Origin of the sequence: Chachezhania sediminis, assembly GCF_009765275.1 — a bacterium.
GTDB lineage: Bacteria > Pseudomonadota > Alphaproteobacteria > Rhodobacterales > Rhodobacteraceae > Chachezhania > Chachezhania sediminis.
Genome location: NZ_VOPH01000003.1, coordinates 387,179 through 404,285 on the forward strand (window position 1 = coordinate 387,179; position 17,107 = coordinate 404,285).

General features: G+C 64.9%; 17 protein-coding genes. 12 read left to right on the forward strand and 5 right to left on the reverse strand.

The genetic code is table 11. The features are described from left to right. The first annotated feature begins 1 nt into the window (after nt 1). Together FQK05_RS11255 and FQK05_RS11260 are read left to right on the forward strand one after the other, a co-directional pair. Nucleotides 2–1,108, forward strand: coding sequence for an ABC transporter permease (locus FQK05_RS11255; protein WP_158966752.1), 1,107 nt, complete (start codon nt 2–4; stop codon nt 1,106–1,108). Next, the gene (locus FQK05_RS11260) at nt 1,105–2,685 is read left to right on the forward strand and encodes an ABC transporter ATP-binding protein (RefSeq protein ID WP_158966754.1); all 1,581 of its coding nucleotides are present in this window, start codon (nt 1,105–1,107) and stop codon (nt 2,683–2,685) included. Before FQK05_RS11255 ends, FQK05_RS11260 begins: the two co-directional genes overlap by 4 nt. Before the next feature lie 160 nt (nt 2,686–2,845). On the opposite strand, the gene FQK05_RS11265 is transcribed toward FQK05_RS11260, so the two are convergent. Together FQK05_RS11265 and hemN are read right to left on the reverse strand one after the other, a co-directional pair. Continuing rightward, nucleotides 2,846–3,538: a DUF2306 domain-containing protein gene (locus FQK05_RS11265; RefSeq protein WP_158966756.1), complete on the reverse strand. Its 693-nt coding sequence runs from the start codon at nt 3,536–3,538 to the stop codon at nt 2,846–2,848. 59 nt (nt 3,539–3,597) lie between these two features. After that, complete coding sequence (gene hemN / locus FQK05_RS11270) at nt 3,598–4,953, reverse strand: oxygen-independent coproporphyrinogen III oxidase (protein ID WP_158966758.1); 1,356 nt, start codon at nt 4,951–4,953, stop codon at nt 3,598–3,600. 74 nt (nt 4,954–5,027) lie between these two features. On the opposite strand from hemN, the gene fnrL reads away from it, so the two are divergent. Further along, nucleotides 5,028–5,759, forward strand: a complete 732-nt coding sequence (gene fnrL, locus FQK05_RS11275) for a transcriptional regulator FnrL (RefSeq protein ID WP_158967620.1) — start codon at nt 5,028–5,030, stop codon at nt 5,757–5,759. Nucleotides 5,760–5,874: 115 nt separating this feature from the next. Here the strand turns inward: fnrL and FQK05_RS11280 are convergent, their stop codons facing one another. Next, entirely contained in the window at nt 5,875–6,231 is a 357-nt protein-coding gene (locus tag FQK05_RS11280) for a DUF1428 domain-containing protein (protein ID WP_158966760.1), read from the reverse strand. A gap of 56 nt (nt 6,232–6,287) precedes the next feature. Here FQK05_RS11280 and FQK05_RS11285 point away from each other — a divergent pair, with 56 nt between their 5' ends. Next, nucleotides 6,288–6,746, forward strand: coding sequence for a MarR family winged helix-turn-helix transcriptional regulator (locus FQK05_RS11285; protein ID WP_233270464.1), 459 nt, complete (start codon nt 6,288–6,290; stop codon nt 6,744–6,746). 97 nt (nt 6,747–6,843) lie between these two features. Here FQK05_RS11285 and FQK05_RS11290 read toward each other — a convergent pair whose 3' ends face one another. Next, complete coding sequence (locus FQK05_RS11290; RefSeq protein WP_158966764.1) at nt 6,844–7,683, reverse strand: universal stress protein; 840 nt, start codon at nt 7,681–7,683, stop codon at nt 6,844–6,846. A 226-nt stretch (nt 7,684–7,909) separates the two neighbouring features. On the opposite strand from FQK05_RS11290, the gene ccoN reads away from it, so the two are divergent. The 8 genes from ccoN (at nt 7,910) to ccoS (ending at nt 16,173) form a co-directional block, all read left to right on the forward strand. After that, on the forward strand, nt 7,910–9,520 hold the full coding sequence (gene ccoN / locus FQK05_RS11295; protein WP_158966766.1) for a cytochrome-c oxidase, cbb3-type subunit I: 1,611 nt from the start codon (nt 7,910–7,912) through the stop codon (nt 9,518–9,520). 14 nt (nt 9,521–9,534) lie between these two features. Next, the gene (ccoO, locus tag FQK05_RS11300) at nt 9,535–10,266 is read left to right on the forward strand and encodes a cytochrome-c oxidase, cbb3-type subunit II (RefSeq protein ID WP_158966768.1); all 732 of its coding nucleotides are present in this window, start codon (nt 9,535–9,537) and stop codon (nt 10,264–10,266) included. Nucleotides 10,267–10,275: 9 nt separating this feature from the next. Further along, nucleotides 10,276–10,470 carry a cbb3-type cytochrome c oxidase subunit 3 gene (locus FQK05_RS11305; RefSeq protein ID WP_158966770.1) on the forward strand — a complete coding sequence of 65 codons (195 nt, stop codon included), beginning with the start codon at nt 10,276–10,278 and terminating at the stop codon, nt 10,468–10,470. Further along, nucleotides 10,457–11,344 (forward strand): cytochrome-c oxidase, cbb3-type subunit III, encoded by an 888-nt coding sequence (ccoP, locus tag FQK05_RS11310; protein WP_158966772.1) that lies wholly within the window; start codon nt 10,457–10,459, stop codon nt 11,342–11,344. The genes FQK05_RS11305 and ccoP overlap by 14 nt, the downstream gene beginning before the upstream one ends. A gap of 571 nt (nt 11,345–11,915) precedes the next feature. Beyond that, the gene (gene ccoG / locus FQK05_RS11315) at nt 11,916–13,352 is read left to right on the forward strand and encodes a cytochrome c oxidase accessory protein CcoG (RefSeq protein ID WP_158966774.1); all 1,437 of its coding nucleotides are present in this window, start codon (nt 11,916–11,918) and stop codon (nt 13,350–13,352) included. A gap of 3 nt (nt 13,353–13,355) precedes the next feature. Continuing rightward, nucleotides 13,356–13,829 (forward strand): FixH family protein, encoded by a 474-nt coding sequence (locus tag FQK05_RS11320; protein WP_158966776.1) that lies wholly within the window; start codon nt 13,356–13,358, stop codon nt 13,827–13,829. Then, nucleotides 13,826–16,012, forward strand: a complete 2,187-nt coding sequence (locus FQK05_RS11325; RefSeq protein WP_158966778.1) for a heavy metal translocating P-type ATPase — start codon at nt 13,826–13,828, stop codon at nt 16,010–16,012. The genes FQK05_RS11320 and FQK05_RS11325 overlap by 4 nt, the downstream gene beginning before the upstream one ends. A 2-nt stretch (nt 16,013–16,014) precedes the next feature. Next, the gene (ccoS, locus tag FQK05_RS11330) at nt 16,015–16,173 is read left to right on the forward strand and encodes a cbb3-type cytochrome oxidase assembly protein CcoS (RefSeq protein ID WP_158966780.1); all 159 of its coding nucleotides are present in this window, start codon (nt 16,015–16,017) and stop codon (nt 16,171–16,173) included. Between the two features lie 164 nt (nt 16,174–16,337). Here the strand turns inward: ccoS and FQK05_RS11335 are convergent, their stop codons facing one another. After that, a complete protein-coding gene (locus FQK05_RS11335; RefSeq protein WP_158966782.1) occupies nt 16,338–17,075 on the reverse strand; it encodes an acetoacetate decarboxylase in 738 nt (245 codons plus the stop codon). Nucleotides 17,076–17,107 lie beyond the last annotated feature (32 nt).

The following is a 17,107-nucleotide window of genomic DNA, read 5'->3' on the forward strand; positions in this document are numbered from 1 at the left end:
CATGGCGCTTTCACCGATCAACCAGCGCCGCTGGAGGAACTTCAAGAAGAACCGCCGGGCCTTCTGGGCGCTGATCGCGTTCTCGATCCTCTTCGCGATCTCGCTTCCGGCGGAGTTCGTGGCGAACGACAAGCCCATCTTGGTGAACTATCGGGGCGAATATTTCTTCCCGATCATGAAGTTCTATCCGGAAACGGCCTTTGGCGGCGACTTCCAGACCGAGGCCGCCTATCGCGACCCGGAGGTCCAGTGCCTGATCAAGAGCGGCGGGATCGAGGACTGTTTCGACGAGCCAGAGCAAATCCTGGAGGAGATCAAGGCCGGCACCTACCAGGCCGAGGGGTTCGAGAAGGGCTGGGAAATCTGGCCGTTGATCCCCTACAGCTTCAACACCTCGGTCGACCGTCCCGGTGCGGCGCCGCTGCCGCCCAACAGCCAGAACTGGCTTGGGACCGATGACACCAAGCGCGACGTGCTGGCGCGGGTGATCTACGGCTTCCGGCTGTCGATCCTGTTCACCTTCATCGTGACCGGGGCGGCCAGCCTGATCGGCATCTTCGCCGGCGCCATCCAGGGCTTCTTCGGCGGCTGGCTGGACCTTCTGATGCAGCGCTTCATCGAGATCTGGGGCGCGACGCCATCGCTTTACGTGATCATCATCATGTTCGCGATCCTGGGGCGCAGTTTCTGGCTTCTGGTCGTGTTGATGGTGCTGTTTTCGTGGGTCAGCCTTGTCGGCGTGGTCCGGGCCGAGTTCCTGCGGGCGCGGAACTTCGAATATGTGCGCGCGGCGCGGGCGCTGGGGGTCGGTAACGGCACAATCATGTTCCGCCACATGTTGCCCAATGCGATGGTGGCGACGCTGACCATGCTGCCTTTCATCATCACCTCGACCATCGGATCCTTGGCGACGCTGGACTTCCTGGGCTTCGGGCTGCCGTCCTCGGCCCCGTCCCTGGGGGAGCTGACCCTTCAGGCCAAGCAGAACCTGCAGGCGCCCTGGCTGGCCTTTACCGCCTTCACCACCTTCGCCGTGATGCTGTCGCTTCTGGTCTTTGTCTTCGAAGGGGTCCGCGATGCCTTCGACCCGCGGAAAGTCTTTGCATGAGCGCGCTTCTGGAAGTCGAGAACCTGACGGTCACCTTCCGTCAGGACGGCAAGCGGATCATGGCGGTGAAGGGCGTGTCCTTCACCGTCGACCGGGGCGAGACCGTGGCGCTGGTGGGCGAAAGCGGGTCGGGCAAGTCGGTGACGGCCTTGTCGACCGTGTCCCTTCTGGGCGAGACGGCCGAAGTGGGCGGCAACGTCCGCTTCAACGGAGCCGAGATGGTCGGCGCCTCGCCGGCCGAACTGCGCCGGGTCCGTGGCAACGATATCAGCTTCATCTTTCAGGAGCCGATGACCTCGCTGAACCCGCTCCACACTATTGAAAAGCAGCTGGGCGAAAGCCTGACGCTGCACCAGGGTGTGGCGGGGGACCAGGCCCGCGGCCGGATCGTGGAGCTGTTGAACAAGGTGGGTATTCGCGACCCCGAAGACCGGCTGACGGCCTATCCGCATGAACTCTCCGGCGGGCAGCGGCAGCGGGTGATGATCGCCATGGCGCTGGCCAACAAGCCCGACATCCTGATCGCGGACGAACCGACGACCGCGCTGGACGTGACCATCCAGGCCCAGATCCTAGAGCTTCTGGCGGATCTGAAGGCGTCCGAGGACATGGGGATGCTGTTCATCACCCACGACCTGGGGATCGTGCGGCGCATCGCCGACCGGGTCTGCGTGATGAAGGGCGGCGAGATCGTCGAGACGGGGCCGGCGGCCGAGATCTTCGACAACCCCCAGCACCCCTATACAAAGATGCTGCTGGCGGCAGAGCCCTCGGGAGAGCCGGACCCCGTGTCGCCGGACGCGGAAGAGATCGCCCGGACCGAGCACCTGAAGGTCTGGTTCCCGATCAAGCGCGGCCTGCTGAAAAAGACCGTGGGCCATGTGAAGGCGGTCAACGATGCCTCCATCGCCGTCCGTGCGGGCGAGACGGTGGGCATCGTCGGCGAAAGCGGATCGGGCAAGACCACCGTGGCGTTGGCGATCATGCGGCTGATTTCGTCCGAAGGCGGGATCGCCTTCTGCGGCGAGGACGTACGGCGCTGGTCGACGCGGCGATTGCGGCAGAAGCGAGCGGATATGCAGATCGTGTTCCAGGATCCGTTCGGGTCGCTGTCGCCCCGGATGACCTGTGCCCAGATCATTGCCGAGGGGCTGGCGATCCACAAGGTGGACCCGCACCGCAAGCCCAGGGAACTGGTGGCGGAAGCCATGCAGGAGACGGGGCTGGACCCTGCCGCGATGGACCGTTACCCGCACGAATTTTCCGGGGGGCAGCGCCAGCGGATCGCGATTGCCCGGGCCATGGTGCTGCGGCCGCGGCTTCTGGTGCTGGACGAGCCGACCAGCGCGCTCGACATGACGGTGCAGGTCCAGATCGTAGAGCTTCTGCGCGGGCTGCAACGTAAATACGGGCTGGCCTACCTTTTCATCAGCCACGACCTTAAGGTGGTCCGGGCGATGTCGCACCGGGTGCTGGTGATGAAGCAGGGCGACGTCGTGGAATACGGGCTGGCCGAAGATGTGTTCGAACGGCCGCAGACCGACTATACCCGCCAGCTGATCGCGGCGGCCGGATAGGCGTTTCGCAGAGCCGCGGCATCGGTTTCGCCGGGCGCGGCTGTCGGGCGCGAGAACCGATCCTTGGTGCAAGATAGCGCCTGAATGCCCCTAATGCGGCGTTTCCCGGTCCAGCGCCGGACCGCGCCGGGCGCGATCCTCGCCTTGTCGTGGGGGGAGGTCAGATGCTCCGGGGACGGCGGCGGATCAGGATCTGCGCCAAAAGCAGGTAGGGCAGGTAGAACGCGAAAAGCTGGATCTTGTCGAAGGCGCCAGAGAAGTCCGGCGCGCTCCACAATCCTCCGGTGAAGATGTACCAGAGCGTGTAGTGCAGACGGTAGAGCCAGGAGCCCAGCGCCAGCAGGATCAGCCGGATCGCCCAGGCGCGGTGCGCCTGAAGGTCCCGGGCACGGGCGAAACGCAGCGTCTGGACTGCGCAGAACGCCAGCAGCACGCCGTAGAGGCCGAAGCCCAGGTTCATCAGCGGGCCGCCGACGGTGCCGCGCACGAGGATGTAGGAAAGGCCTGCCACGCTGGTGACCAGCGCCAGCGGCGCCACGATCCAGCCGATGGTGCGATGCACGGCGGGCCAGCGGCGACGGATCGCCCCCAGCGTCTGCAGCGGCACCAGCAGCGTCAGTGCGGCACCCAGCCCCATGTGCAGGAACATTGCCAGATTCGACGCTAGGTTGGACGGGCCGGGCCCGGTCCGGAACAGGTGCGTCGGCTCGGCCAGGGGCGCGGCGCCTAATGTGGCACCCAGGCCGGCCCAGCCCCATCCTGCGGCCTTCAGCACGAAGGGCAGAGGCAGGAGGATCAGAAGGCCCACGCCCACCGGTCCCGCGATCCGTCCCCATTGTCTTTCCGCCGCCATCGACGATCGCCCCCTGTCCGTCCGGACCATCCTACCGGACAGACAGGGCAAACGGCAGGTCAGATCGCGGACGAGTGACCGGACGCGCTCATCCCGTAGGCGTCGAAGCACCGCGCCACCATGCGGGTCAGCGGCCGGGCATCCTGTGGCAGGAACAGGCCGTGGCTGTTGCGGATCGCCACATCGGGAAACTGGCGTTCGACGTTGTCGAACATCGCATCCAGATGCCGGCGCGTGATGCCGAAACGGTCCATGATCTCCTCTGCGTCGATGCGGAAGTCACACATCAGGCTTTCGATCATGCGCGCTCGCATCAGATCCTCGCCCGTGAAACGGTGGCCGCGGGCGGTGGAGAAATGCCCCTCGCGCACGGCGCCGACATAGGCCGAGGTCGCCGGCGCGTTCTGGCTGTAGCCTTGCGGGAAGCGCGAGATGGACGAGGCACCCAGACCGATCAGCACCTCGGCGGTGTCGTCGGTATAGCCCTGGAAGTTGCGGCGCAGGCGGCCTTCCTTCTGGGCGCGGGCAAGGCCGTCTTCGGGCCGGGCAAAGTGGTCGATGCCTATCTCGGCATAGCCGTCCCACGAGAAAAGCTTGCGCGCGGTCTGGAACAGCTGCAGCCGTTCGGCGGGTGTCGGCAGCGCCGCGGTCGGAATCACGCCCTGACGGCGCGACATCCACGGCACGTGGGCATAGCCGTAAAGCGCCACCCGATCGGGCGTCAGCGACAGAAGCTTCTGCACGCTGTCGGTCAGCCGGGCCGGCGTCTGGTGCGGCAGGCCATAGAGGATATCGGCATTCAGGCTGGCGATGCCCCGGTCGCGCAGCATAAGGACGGCGTCGCGCGTGGTTTCATAGCTTTGGCGTCGACCGATGGTTTCCTGGATGACCGGATCGAAATCCTGCACCCCGACCGAGGCACGGTTCATGCCTGCGGCCACCAGCGCATCGGCACGTGCCGCGTCGATTTCGGTCGGGTCGATCTCGACCGAGAATTCGGCGGTGGCCGTCAGCGGTGCCACGGCCGCGATTGCGGCGCTGAGATCGGCAATCTGGTCGGGATTCAGCAACGTCGGCGTGCCGCCGCCCCAGTGCAGGCGGGCCAGTTCCACGCCGTGGGGCAGCCGGTCCGCCAGCAGTCGCAACTCTGCCTTCAGGACTTTCAGATAGGCACGAACCGGCTCGTCGCTTTGGGTGCCTTGCGTCCTGCACGCGCAGAACCAGCACAGCCGGCGACAGAAGGGCACATGCAGGTAGAGGGATATGGCGGATCCTTCCGGAATCTGCCCGATCCAGTCGGCGTGATCCGCCGCGCCGATGGCATCGCTGAAGTGCGGTGCCGTTGGGTAACTTGTGTACCGAGGCGCATTTGACTCAAAGAGTCCCATCTGCGCCAATTGTGAATCTCGTGTCATGAGCGTAATGTAGCCCCTATCCAAGAGGTATCGCCTTGACCCAGATCAACCCCATTCCTGCCTTGAAATCGTCGATGGCGGTGGCTACCCCGGATTGTGCCGGGTGCCCGATCCGCCACCGTGCCGTGTGCGCGAAATGTGAGGCGGACGAACTCGCACAGCTGGAAGAGGTCAAGTATTACAGAAGCTTCGAGGCTGGCCAGACGGTGATCTGGTCGGGCGACCGAATGGATTTCGTGGGATCGATCGTGTCGGGCGTGGCGACGCTGACCCAGACGATGGAGGACGGACGCCGCCAGATGGTGGGCCTGTTGCTGCCGTCGGATTTCGTCGGCCGGCCGGGCCGGTCGGGGGCTGCCTATGACGTGACTGCGACGACGGAAATTGTCATGTGCTGCTTCCGCAAGAAGCCGTTCGAGGAACTGGTTGCGACCACGCCGCATATCGCGCAGCGACTGCTGGAGATGACGCTGGACGAATTGGATGCCGCGCGGGAATGGATGCTGGTCCTGGGCCGCAAGACTGCGCGGGAAAAGATCGCCAGCCTTCTGTCCATCGTCGCCCGCCGCAGCGTCCTGGCCGACCAGGCCAGCCTGAAGGACGGCGTCGTTTTCGACCTGCCCCTGACGCGCGAGGCGATGGCCGATTACCTGGGCCTGACGCTGGAAACCGTGTCGCGGCAGGTGTCGGCCCTGCGCAGGGACGGCGTGATCCAGCTGGACGGCAAGCGCAAGGTCATGGTGCCCGACATGGGCCGCCTGATGGAAGAAGCCGGCGACGACAGCGACGGCGGTTTTCTGGGCTGATCGTCAGCGGCGCCGCGGCGTCCGGCAGCGGTGGCTCTTGTGGGCATGCCCTTCGCGACACTGGCCTCTTTCGCTTCATGATATGACGCCCGGTCATTGACCGGGCGTTTTCGTATCACGCTTCGGCGACGAAGACCGGTTCGAAGCCGCCATAGATCATGCGCTTGCCGTCGAAGGGCATGTCCATCATCTCGGCCCATCGCTTGTCCGTTTCCATCGAGGCCTGGCAGGCATCCGCCGCGGCCTGATCTCGCCAGATGATCCAGGAAAAGACCACCGCCTCGCCCGGTTCGCGCTTCACGGCCATGGGGAAGGAGGTGACCTCGCCGTCCGGCACGCCGGCTTCCCAGCATTCGTACATCGCCAGCGCCCCGTATTCCTGAAACAGCGGCCAGGCCTTTTGGGCCGACGCGACATAGGCGTCGCGATTGGCTTCCGGCACCGGTGTCAGAAAACCCCATACATGGCTCATCTTGCTCACTCCCGATTCTTGTATTTGGTCTTGCCTCAGGATATGTTGATATCAACATGAGTCAAGAAATGGATCCCGACCTGCCGCTGGCGGTCACGCTTCATGTGCGTGACCGTTGCCTGTGTCTTCAGGTGCAGCGGGCGGCGCGGGCTTTGGCGCGGCGTTTCGATCTGGCGTTGAAGCCCGTGGGGATGACCAACGGACAGTTCTCGTTGATGATGGCGCTGAACCGGCCCGATCCGCCGCGGCTGACGGATCTGGCGCCGTTCCTGGCGATGGATCGCACGACGGTGACGGCGGCGGTCAGGGTGCTGGAAAAACGCGGCTGGGTGCAGTCGGTCGCGGACCCGGAAGATGGCAGGATCCGGCGGCTGGCGCTGACCAAGGCAGGGCAGGGGGCGCTGAAGCGGGCGCTTCCGGTGTGGCAGCGCACCCACGATGAAGTGGATGCGGGCCTGTCGGGGGGCGATGTCGCAGGGCTGAGGCAGGGCCTGGGCCGTCTGGCCGAAGGCTAGGGTCAGGACCTGTTGATCCATCCCCGCCCGGATCGCGGGGGCGATCCGGCGCCCGGTCCGCGCAGGGTGTCCTGCCGGTCCGCGCGCCGGTGTCGGTTCAGTGGGCCATGAAGACCGGGACGGTCGCCATTTCCAGCATGTTACGGGTCGGCCCGCCCAGGATCGCCTCGCGCAGACGGGAATGGCCATAGGCGCCCATCACCAGCATGTCGGCATCGGTGTCGATGGTGTGGCGGTTCAGCACGTCCGAGATCCGCGGCATGGTCTTCGACAGCACGTCGATTTCGCAGTTCACGCCGTGGCGCGACAGCATCTGGCTGAGCATGCCGCCGGGATCGGACCGTTCGGGGCCGTGGGCCGCGGGATCGACCACGACGATGCGCACCGTGTCGGCGGATTGCAGGATCGGCATCGCTTTCCGCGCGGCGGTCAGCGCTTCGTCGCTTTCGTTCCAGGCCACGACCACGGTCTTGGGCGCGGTCACCGGCTGTGCGTCATGCGGCACGACGATCACGGGCGCGCGGCTGTCGAACAAAGCGGCCTCGACCACGGGTTCCAGTTCCGCGCCGGCGCCGGGGGCATAAGGCTTCGGCAGGATCACCAGATCGGCAAAGCGCGCCCGGAAGGCCACGTGGCGGCCGACATCGGCCAACTGGCACACGCCGCTTTCGGCGGACCAGCGTGTGCCCGAGCGGCTGAGCATGTCTTCGGCGTGCGCCTGGATCTCTTCGGCCTCGGCATGAGAGCGGGTCAGGGATTCCTGCACCACCATCGCGTTGGCGCCAGCGTAGTAGTAGCCGATCTGCGACCTGTCGACGCCCAGGCACAGTGCTTCGGCATGGGCGTCCCAAGTGGAAGCCAGGGCGGTGAGATGCGTCAACGGGGTATCTGCGTTCTTCAGATCGGTCAGAACGGTCAGGAGAGTCTTGTATGCCATGGAAAAGCCCAACGAAACGGATCGGATGAAAGACCCCCGAACTTCGCCGGAGGTGCGGCCCGGTGCCCCGACCGCGATGCAACAGTTGCACGCCATTTGGTAAAATGTGTTGATGCAGATCAAGGCGATAGCGGGTGGCGTTCTTCATTTACCATCCAGGCTCAACCCGTCGCGCCGGCCGCCGTCTTAGGCCCGTGCGACAGTTCCGAGGGGCAAAAGGGGCAAAATGTCTAGGATTATCAAGCTAATCGTGCTTGGTGTCATCGTCCTCATCTCGATGATGGCGATGAACTATGCGCGGGATGTGGCGTACATGATTCACGCCGGGATCGTCATGGTGATCGCCATCGGTCTGTTTCTTTACACGGCAGCGCAATCGGCCACCCAGCCGGCGCTCGATCCGCATCCGGAAACCGAATATTTCGACAGCGTCGTCCGCTATGGCGTGATCGCGACGGCATTCTGGGGCGTGGTGGGCTTTCTGGTGGGCGTTGTCATCGCCTTCCAGCTGGCCTTCCCGGCCCTGAACTTCGAGTTCCTGCAGGGCTATGGCAACTTCGGTCGCCTGCGTCCGCTGCACACCTCGGCCGTGATCTTCGCCTTCGGCGGCAACGCCCTGATCTGCACCGCATTCTATGTCGTGCAGCGGACCTCGGCCGCGCGGCTTTGGGGCAAGGGCCTGGGCTGGTTCGTCTTCTGGGGCTACCAGCTGTTCATCGTGCTGGCCGCCACCGGCTACCTGATGGGCGCGACCCAGTCGAAGGAATACGCGGAACCCGAATGGTACGTCGACCTGTGGCTGACCGTCGTCTGGCTTGCTTTCCTGGCCTGCTTCCTGGGCACGATCATCAAGCGGAAGGAACCCCACATCTACGTGGCCAACTGGTTCTACCTGTCCTTCATCGTGACCGTCGCGATGCTGCATGTGGTCAACAACCTGTCGATCCCGGTCTCGGTCTGGGGCTCCCATTCCGTGCAGGTGTTCTCGGGCGTGCAGGATGCGATGACGCAATGGTGGTACGGCCACAACGCCGTGGGCTTCTTCCTGACCGCAGGCTTCCTGGGCATGATGTACTACTTCATCCCGAAACAGGCGGAACGGCCGGTCTACAGCTACAAGCTGTCCATCGTCCACTTCTGGGCGCTGATCTTCATCTACATCTGGGCCGGTCCGCACCACCTGCATTACACCGCGCTGCCTGACTGGGCCTCGACCCTTGGCATGGTGTTCTCGATCATTCTATGGATGCCCAGCTGGGGCGGCATGATCAACGGCCTGATGACCCTGTCGGGTGCCTGGGACAAGCTGCGCACCGACCCCGTCATCCGGATGATGGTGATCTCTGTCGGCTTCTACGGCATGTCGACCTTCGAAGGTCCGATGATGTCGATCCGCGCCGTCAACTCCCTGAGCCACTACACCGACTGGACCATCGGTCACGTCCACTCCGGCGCACTGGGCTGGAACGGCATGATCACTTTCGGCGCGCTCTACTTCCTGGTGCCGGTCCTGTGGAAGCGTGAACGTCTGTATTCGCTGCAGATGGTCAGCTGGCACTTCTGGCTCGCCACCATCGGCATCGTGCTTTACGCGGCGTCGATGTGGGTCACGGGCATCATGGAAGGCCTGATGTGGCGCGAAGTCGACCAGTACGGCTTCCTGGTCAACAGCTTTGCCGACACCGTCGCCGCCAAGCACCCGATGTACATCGTTCGCGGTCTGGGCGGGGTCATGTACCTCACCGGTGCTCTGATCATGTGCTACAACCTCTGGATGACCGTTAAGGCAGCGCCGGCTAAGGAAGCCAGCCTTGTCGCAGCGGTCCCGGCTGAATAAGGAGGGCCGGAGAGATGTCCATTCTAGACAAGCACGGGTTCATTGAGCGGAACGCAACGCTCCTGCTGATCTTCTCGTTCCTGGTGGTCACCATCGGTGGCCTGGTGCAGATCGCGCCGCTGTTCTGGCTTGAGAACACGATCGAGGACGTGGAGGGCATGCGCCCCTACACGCCGCTCGAACTGCAGGGTCGCTCGATCTATATCCGCGAGGGCTGCTATGTCTGCCACAGCCAGATGATCCGGCCGATGCGCGACGAATACGAGCGTTACGGCCACTACTCGCTGGCGGCGGAATCGCAGTACGACCACCCGTTCCAGTGGGGGTCGAAGCGGACCGGGCCGGACCTGGCCCGGGTTGGCGGCCGCTACTCGGATGACTGGCACGTGCAGCACCTTCGCAATCCCGAAGCGGTGGTGCCTGAATCGGTGATGCCCAAATACGCGTTCCTGGAAGACCGGGTGCTGCGCGGCAAGGAGATCCACGTCAAGGACCTGATGGAAACGCACCGTTTCGTGGGCGTGCCCTACACGGACGAACAGATCGACAACGCCTATGCCGACTTTGCGGCGCAGGCCGATCCCGACAGCGACTATGAAGGTCTGCTGGCGCGCTATCCGAATGCGCAGGTGCGCAATTTCGATGGTCAGCCGGGCATTACCGAAATGGACGCCCTTGTGGCCTATCTGCAGATGCTGGGCACGCTGGTCGACTTCTCGACCTTCACAGCTGACGCAAGCCGGTAGGGGGTCGCGATGGAAAAGTACACGTTTCTGCGGCAGTTCGCCGACAGCTGGATGCTTCTGGCGCTCTTCCTCTTCTTCGTGGGGGTCGTGCTCTGGGTTCTCCGGCCCGGCTCGTCTGCCACCTATCGCGACACCGCCGCGATCCCCTTGCGGAACGCGGACAAACCCCTGAGCTCGGAGGAGGCGTCTAATGAGCACGCATGATCCAAAGCGCCCCGGCCACGGGGCAGACCCCGAAACCACCGGTCACGAGTGGGACGGAATCAGCGAATTCAACAACCCGCTGCCGCGCTGGTGGCTCTGGGTCTTCTACATCTGCATCATCTGGGGCGTGGGCTACTCCATTGCCTATCCGGCCTGGCCGGGCCTGACCGGCGCATCGGCCGGGGTGCTGGGGTGGTCGTCCCGGGCAGAGTTCGAGGAAGAGATCAAGGTCGTCGACGAGAAAAACGCGGGCGTGAACAAGCAGCTGGAAGGTGCCGATCTGGCCAAAATCGGCAACGACCAGGACCTTGACCGCTATGCCGTGCAGCTGGGGGCCTCGGTCTTCAAGACCTGGTGTGCCCAGTGCCACGGTGCCGGTGCGGCCGGCGTCAAGGCGGCGGGCTATCCCAACCTGCTGGACGACGACTGGCTGTGGGGCGGCACGATCGACGACATCTACACGACGATCAAGCACGGCATCCGCAACGAGGATGACGGCGACGCCCGAACCTCCGAGATGCCGGCATTCGGCGACAACCAGATGCTGGAGCCGCTGCAGATCGAACAGGTCGCGAACTTTGTCATGACGCTATCGGGCGAAACGCCCGAAGACGAAGGCATGGTCGCGGACGGCAAGACTGTCTTTGCCGACAACTGCGCGGTCTGCCATGGCGAGGACGGCAAGGGCGAACAGGCGCTTGGCGCCCCGAACCTGACCGACAAAATCTGGCTTTACGGCGGCAGCTACGACACGATCATGACCACGATCCAGCATGGCCGCGGCGGCGTCATGCCGGCCTGGGGCCTGCGCCTGGACGACACGCAGGTGCGTGCGGTCGCGATCTATGTCCACCAACTGGGCGGCGGCCAGTAACAGGCCCGTTCCTGACAAGAAAAAAGGCCGCGAAGCGCAAGCTTCGCGGCCTTTCGCGTTTGTCGGGACGCGCCTTCAGAAAACAAAGTCGCCCTTGTCCGGATCCGCCAATTGGGTGTGCCGCACGTCGCTCGCGATCCGACAGCGGAAGCGTCGATGACGACACCGCTGCCGGATCGTTCCACGTGACAGGCCCTCAGGGCCTTGTGGGACGCGCTGGCCGAGGCGTCCGACAGGTCCTTTCCTGCCGGTGGTGTTGAAGTCCTTGATCCGGTCCCGGCCATCCTGACCGGCAAAGACGAACACATCCTTTTCTGCGTCGCCGGACAGGACGTCGTCGCCTGCGCCCTTGGATGGGCAGGAGACATACCGTCATCATGGGCATATCCCGCGCAATATGCTGATCTGTTAAGGTTTTGTCCGATCTGGTGCCGAAGGGCCGGGCGATCGGCGCCAAATGGCCGTCGCGTCAGAACGTGCGACTGAGATACGCATTTTGACCCATGTCAAAGTTGGAATACTTTGGCTCTGCCAGAAGGGCGGCAACCCTACCGATATCGGAGCACAGAAAGTGACCGAGACGACTCCAGCCTCCAGCCTCTATGCTGCGCGCGAACCGATCTTCCCCAAACGGGTGAAGGGCAAGTTCCGCACTCTGAAATGGGTGATCATGGCCGTCACGCTGGGCATCTACTATGTCATGCCCTGGATCCGCTGGGACCGCGGTCCCGACCTGCCGGACCAGGCCGTGCTGCTGGACCTGGGCGGGCGGCGCTTCTACTTCTTCTGGATCGAGATCTGGCCCTACGAATTCTACTTCGTCGCCGGTCTTCTGATCATGGCGGGGCTGGGGCTGTTCCTGTTCACCTCGGCCCTTGGCCGGGTGTGGTGCGGCTACACCTGCCCCCAGACCGTGTGGACGGACCTTTTCATCCTTGTCGAACGCTGGGTCGAAGGCGACCGGAACGCGCGCCTGCGGCTTTTTCACCAGAAGAAGCTGGATTTCCGCAAGCTGCGGCTGCGGGTGACGAAATGGGTCATCTGGGCGCTGATCGGTCTGGCCACCGGCGGGGCTTGGGTCTTCTATTTCGCCGATGCGCCGACGCTGCTGCATGATCTGGTCACGCTTCAGGCGCACCCGGTGGCCTATACGACCATGGGCATCCTGACCTTCACGACCTTCTTCTTCGGCGGCTTCGCCCGCGAACAGATCTGCATCTATGCCTGCCCGTGGCCGCGGATCCAGGCCGCGATGATGGACGAGGACACGATCACCGTCGCCTACCGCGACTGGCGGGGCGAACCCCGGGGCAAGCACCGCAAGGCCGCGGGCGCAGAAGCTCTGGGCGACTGCATCGACTGCAACGCCTGTGTGAACGTCTGTCCGATGGGGATCGACATCCGCAACGGCCAACAGCTGGAATGCATTACCTGCGCGCTGTGCATCGATGCCTGCGACGAGATGATGGACAAGGTCGGCAAGCCGCGCGGCCTGATCGACTATATGGCGCTGACCGACGAAACCGCGGAACGTGCCGGCAAGGAGCCGCGCAGCGTCTGGAAGCACATCTTCCGGCCGCGGACGATCCTTTACACCGCGCTGTGGTCGGCCGTGGGGCTGGGGCTGGTCTTTGCGCTGTTCATCCGGCCCGATATCGACATGTCGGTGGCCCCGGTCCGCAACCCGACCTACGTGATGCTGTCGGACGGCGCGATCCGGAACACCTACGACGTCAGGCTGCGCAACAAGCATGGCGAACAACGGCGCTTCAAGCTGTCGATCACCGGCGATCCGTCGCTGCGGATACAGCTGGAAGGCACACCCTATGACTCGGTCATGGTGCCGGCCAACGACATGCTGCAGCAGCGCGTCTATGTCGTGGCGCCCGCAGGGTCGGAACCGGCCGACGGAGAGTTGACCAAGGTCCGCTTTTGGGTCGAGGATCTGGGCAACGGCGAACGGGCGCATTTCGACTCGACCTTCAACGGGACCGGGAAGGGGAACTGAGCCATGGCAGACAAGAAGCGCGAATTCACGGGCAAGCACGCGCTGATGGTCTTCGTGGGGGCTTTCGCCATCATCGTCAGCGTGAACATCGCGATGGCGGTGAATGCGGTCCGCACCTTCCCGGGGCTGGAGGTCAAGAACTCCTACGTGGCCAGCCAGTCTTTCAACGTACGCAAGGCCGCGCAGGAGGCACTGGGCTGGCAGGTGGAGACGGACACGGGCAAGGGCTTTGTCCGCATCCGGATCACGGACCATCTGGGCGTTCCGGTCCAGGTCGGCTCGCTTGAGGCGATCATCGGCATGGCCACCCATAGCCGCGAGGACATCACGCCCGAGTTCAACTTCGACGGCCGGGCCTATGTGGCCAATGTCGACCTGGGCCCGGGCAACTGGGACATCCACATGACCGCCACCGCGAAGGACGGCACGCTTTATACCAAGCGCATTTCCCTGCCGCTTCGGGATGGGACATCGTGACAGCAGCGATCCGCCCCCGACCGGCGGTCTGCGCCGGCTGCATCGCCGTTCCGGACGACAACCTGACCGCACCCCCCGTTGCGGCCCAGCCGGGCAAGATCGCCCTGTCGCTGCCGACGATCCACTGCCAGGCCTGCATTTCGAATGTCGAAGGCGGGCTGGCCAAGGTCGATGGCGTGCGGTCGGCCCGGGTGAACCTGACCCAGAAGCGCGTGACGATCGACGCCGCGCCCGGGATTTCGGCGGGCGATCTGGTCCAAGTGCTGGGCGATCTGGGATACGAGGCGCACGAGCTGGACCTGGGGATGCTGTCCGCCACCGATACGGACAAGGCGGGGCGCGACCTTCTGATGCGGCTGGCGGTGGCGGGCTTCGCGTCGATGAATGTGATGCTGCTGTCGGTGTCGGTCTGGTCCGGCGCGTCAGACGCGACGCGGGACCTGTTCCACTGGATTTCCGCGGCAATCACGCTGCCCACCATCGCCTTTTCGGCCCAGCCCTTCTTCCGCAATGCTTGGGCGGCGCTGCGGGTCGGACGGCTGAACATGGACGTGCCGATCACCTTGGCGATCCTGCTGGCGCTGGTCACGTCCCTTTGGGAAACCTCGCTGTCGGGCGAACACGCCTATTTCGACGCGGCGCTGACGCTGACCTTCTTCCTGCTGGCGGGCCGCTACCTGGACCACCGCACCCGCGCCATCGCGCGATCCGCGGCCGAGGAACTGGCAGCGCTGGAAGTCCCGCGTGCCTGGCGCCTTTTGAACGGAGCCGAGGAAGAGGTGCCTGCGGCTGATCTGTGCGTGGGCGACCTGATCCGCGTTCACCCTGGTGCACGGATGCCCGTGGACGGAGAGATCGTCGAAGGCCGCTCCGAACTCGACCGGTCCCTGCTGACGGGAGAGACGGTGCCGGTCGTGGCCGCCCCCGGCCAGCATGTCAGCGCGGGCGAGGTGAACCTGACCGGCCCGCTGGTGATGCGGGCCACGGCAGTGGGCGAGGATACGTCGCTGCATCGGATGGCGGACCTTGTGGCGATCGCCGAAAGCGGGCGGTCCCGCTACACCTCGCTGGCCGACAAGGCGGCCAAGCTCTACGCGCCGGGGGTGCATATCCTGTCGGGACTGAGCTTTGTCGGCTGGTTCCTGTGGTCGGGCGACCTGCGCACGGCGCTGAACATCGCCGCGGCGGTGCTGATCATCACCTGTCCCTGTGCGCTGGGGCTCGCAGTTCCGGCGGTGACGACGGCGGCCTCTGGCCGGCTGTTCCGCAAGGGGCTGCTGATCAAGCATTCCACCGCGCTGGAGCGTCTGGCCGAGGTTGACCACGTGATCTTCGACAAGACCGGCACCCTGACGGAAGGACGGCCAGAGCCTGTCGGCCTGGAAGTCCTGTCCCGACGCGACCTGGAGGTCGCGCTGGCGCTGGCGGCCGGTTCGGCACATCCGCTGTCGCTGGCGCTGGCCCGCGCAGTTCGCGCCCTGGGCGTTTCGGCCGCGCCGGTGCAGGATATCCGCGAGGTGCCCGGCTGCGGCACCGAAGGCCGGCTGGGGGCGGAAACGGTGCGACTGGGCCGCGCCGACTGGGTCGGGGGCGGGACCGTCGACCGGACGGCCACCTGGCTGGTCCTGGGCAATGCGACGCCGCGGCCGATCCTCTTTGCCGACAAGGCGCGGCTAGGCGCGGCCGAGGCGGTGGCGGGTCTGAAGGCCCAGGGCAAGGTCGTGGAGCTTCTGTCAGGTGATGCCGAGGCGCCGGTGGCAGCCCTGGCGCAGGCGCTGGGGATCGATCACTGGACCTCTGGCGCACGGCCGGAAGAGAAGGCGGCACGGGTGGCGGCACTGACCGACCGGGGGCACAAGGTGCTGATGGTGGGCGACGGCCTGAACGACACGGCGGCGCTGGCCTCGGCCCATGTTTCGATCTCGCCCGCGTCCGCGCTGGATGCGGCGCGGGTCGCATCCGACATCGTTCTGCTGGGGCAGGATCTGTCGCCGGTGGCGAGCGCCTGCGAGACGGCGGTCAAGGCCACCAGGCGGATCCGCGAGAACTTCCGGATCGCGACGGTCTACAACATCGTGGCGGTGCCGCTGGCGGTCGCGGGGCTGGCCACGCCGCTGATCGCGGCGCTGGCGATGTCGACCTCATCGATCACGGTGTCCCTGAACGCGTTGCGGCTGAGGTAGAGATGCAGATCCTGGCTTATCTGATACCGATCTCGCTGTTCCTTGGGGGGCTGGGGCTGGTCGCCTTCATCTTCACGGTACGGTCGGGACAATACGACGATCCGGAAGGCGACAGCCGCCGGATCCTGAGCGACGACTTCGACGACAATCCGAAAGGGTAGGGGTTGACGGGGCGCAATCGCCCCTCGATCTGCCCGATCTTCGGCGAACGCCCAAGCGCTTGGGCGTTCGCGGCACGGGCCAGGTCCGGTGCGTGTCCGCGCCGGGGGCTTGCGCGGCGACCCCGGGCGTCCCTGAGGGGGACGACCGGTCCCGGAAGGGGGGCTCAGGCCAGGTAGTCGTGGACGACCTTGCCTAGGCCCAGCGTCAGGTCGGAAAGGATGTGGGTGGCGCCCAGGACTTCCAGCACCGGCAGGTCCGCGACGGGGGCCAGGGCGTGGGGTTGCAGGTCCAGCCGGGCCGGCCCCGTCCAGGCCCCTTTCACGATCACGTCTTCCAGCCGGTATTCCACGATCTCGCAGATGCGCGGCGTACCGTCGACATGGGGGATGATCTTCAGAAGGTAGTTCGGGCCCAGCAAGGATTCCAGGATCGGCTTGGTGTCCAACGCCTTGTGCTTGTAGCCCATGGTGCCCCGTGCCACCCGCAGGCCGGAATAGTCCAGCGTGCCGATCAGCGTGTCCTTGTTCACCTGCAGTACCGGTTCCGCAAACTTCTTGGGAAAGCCCCAGATCTCGCGCCCGCCGGCAATGGGGGCGTCGTCGTTCAGGTACATGGAATGGACATAGCCGCCGACCTTGCCGTTCAGACGCACCGGGATGACCTGGCCCGATTCCGTGTAGTCGCCGAAGCCGGTCGAATCCGGCATGCGGATGAATTCGTATTTTACCACAGGTTCCACGATCTCCAGCGGTTCCGGGACCACGGCGGCCAGGGCGTCCGGGTCGGTCCGATAGGTGATGATCAGGAATTCGCGATCCACGAAGCGATAGGGCCCGGGCGGGTAGGACGGGCTCGACATCGGCATGGCGAGAGCCTTCAGCGGGTCGGGACGGGTTACCATCGATGCACTCCTCACGGGACAGGCCCTGGCTG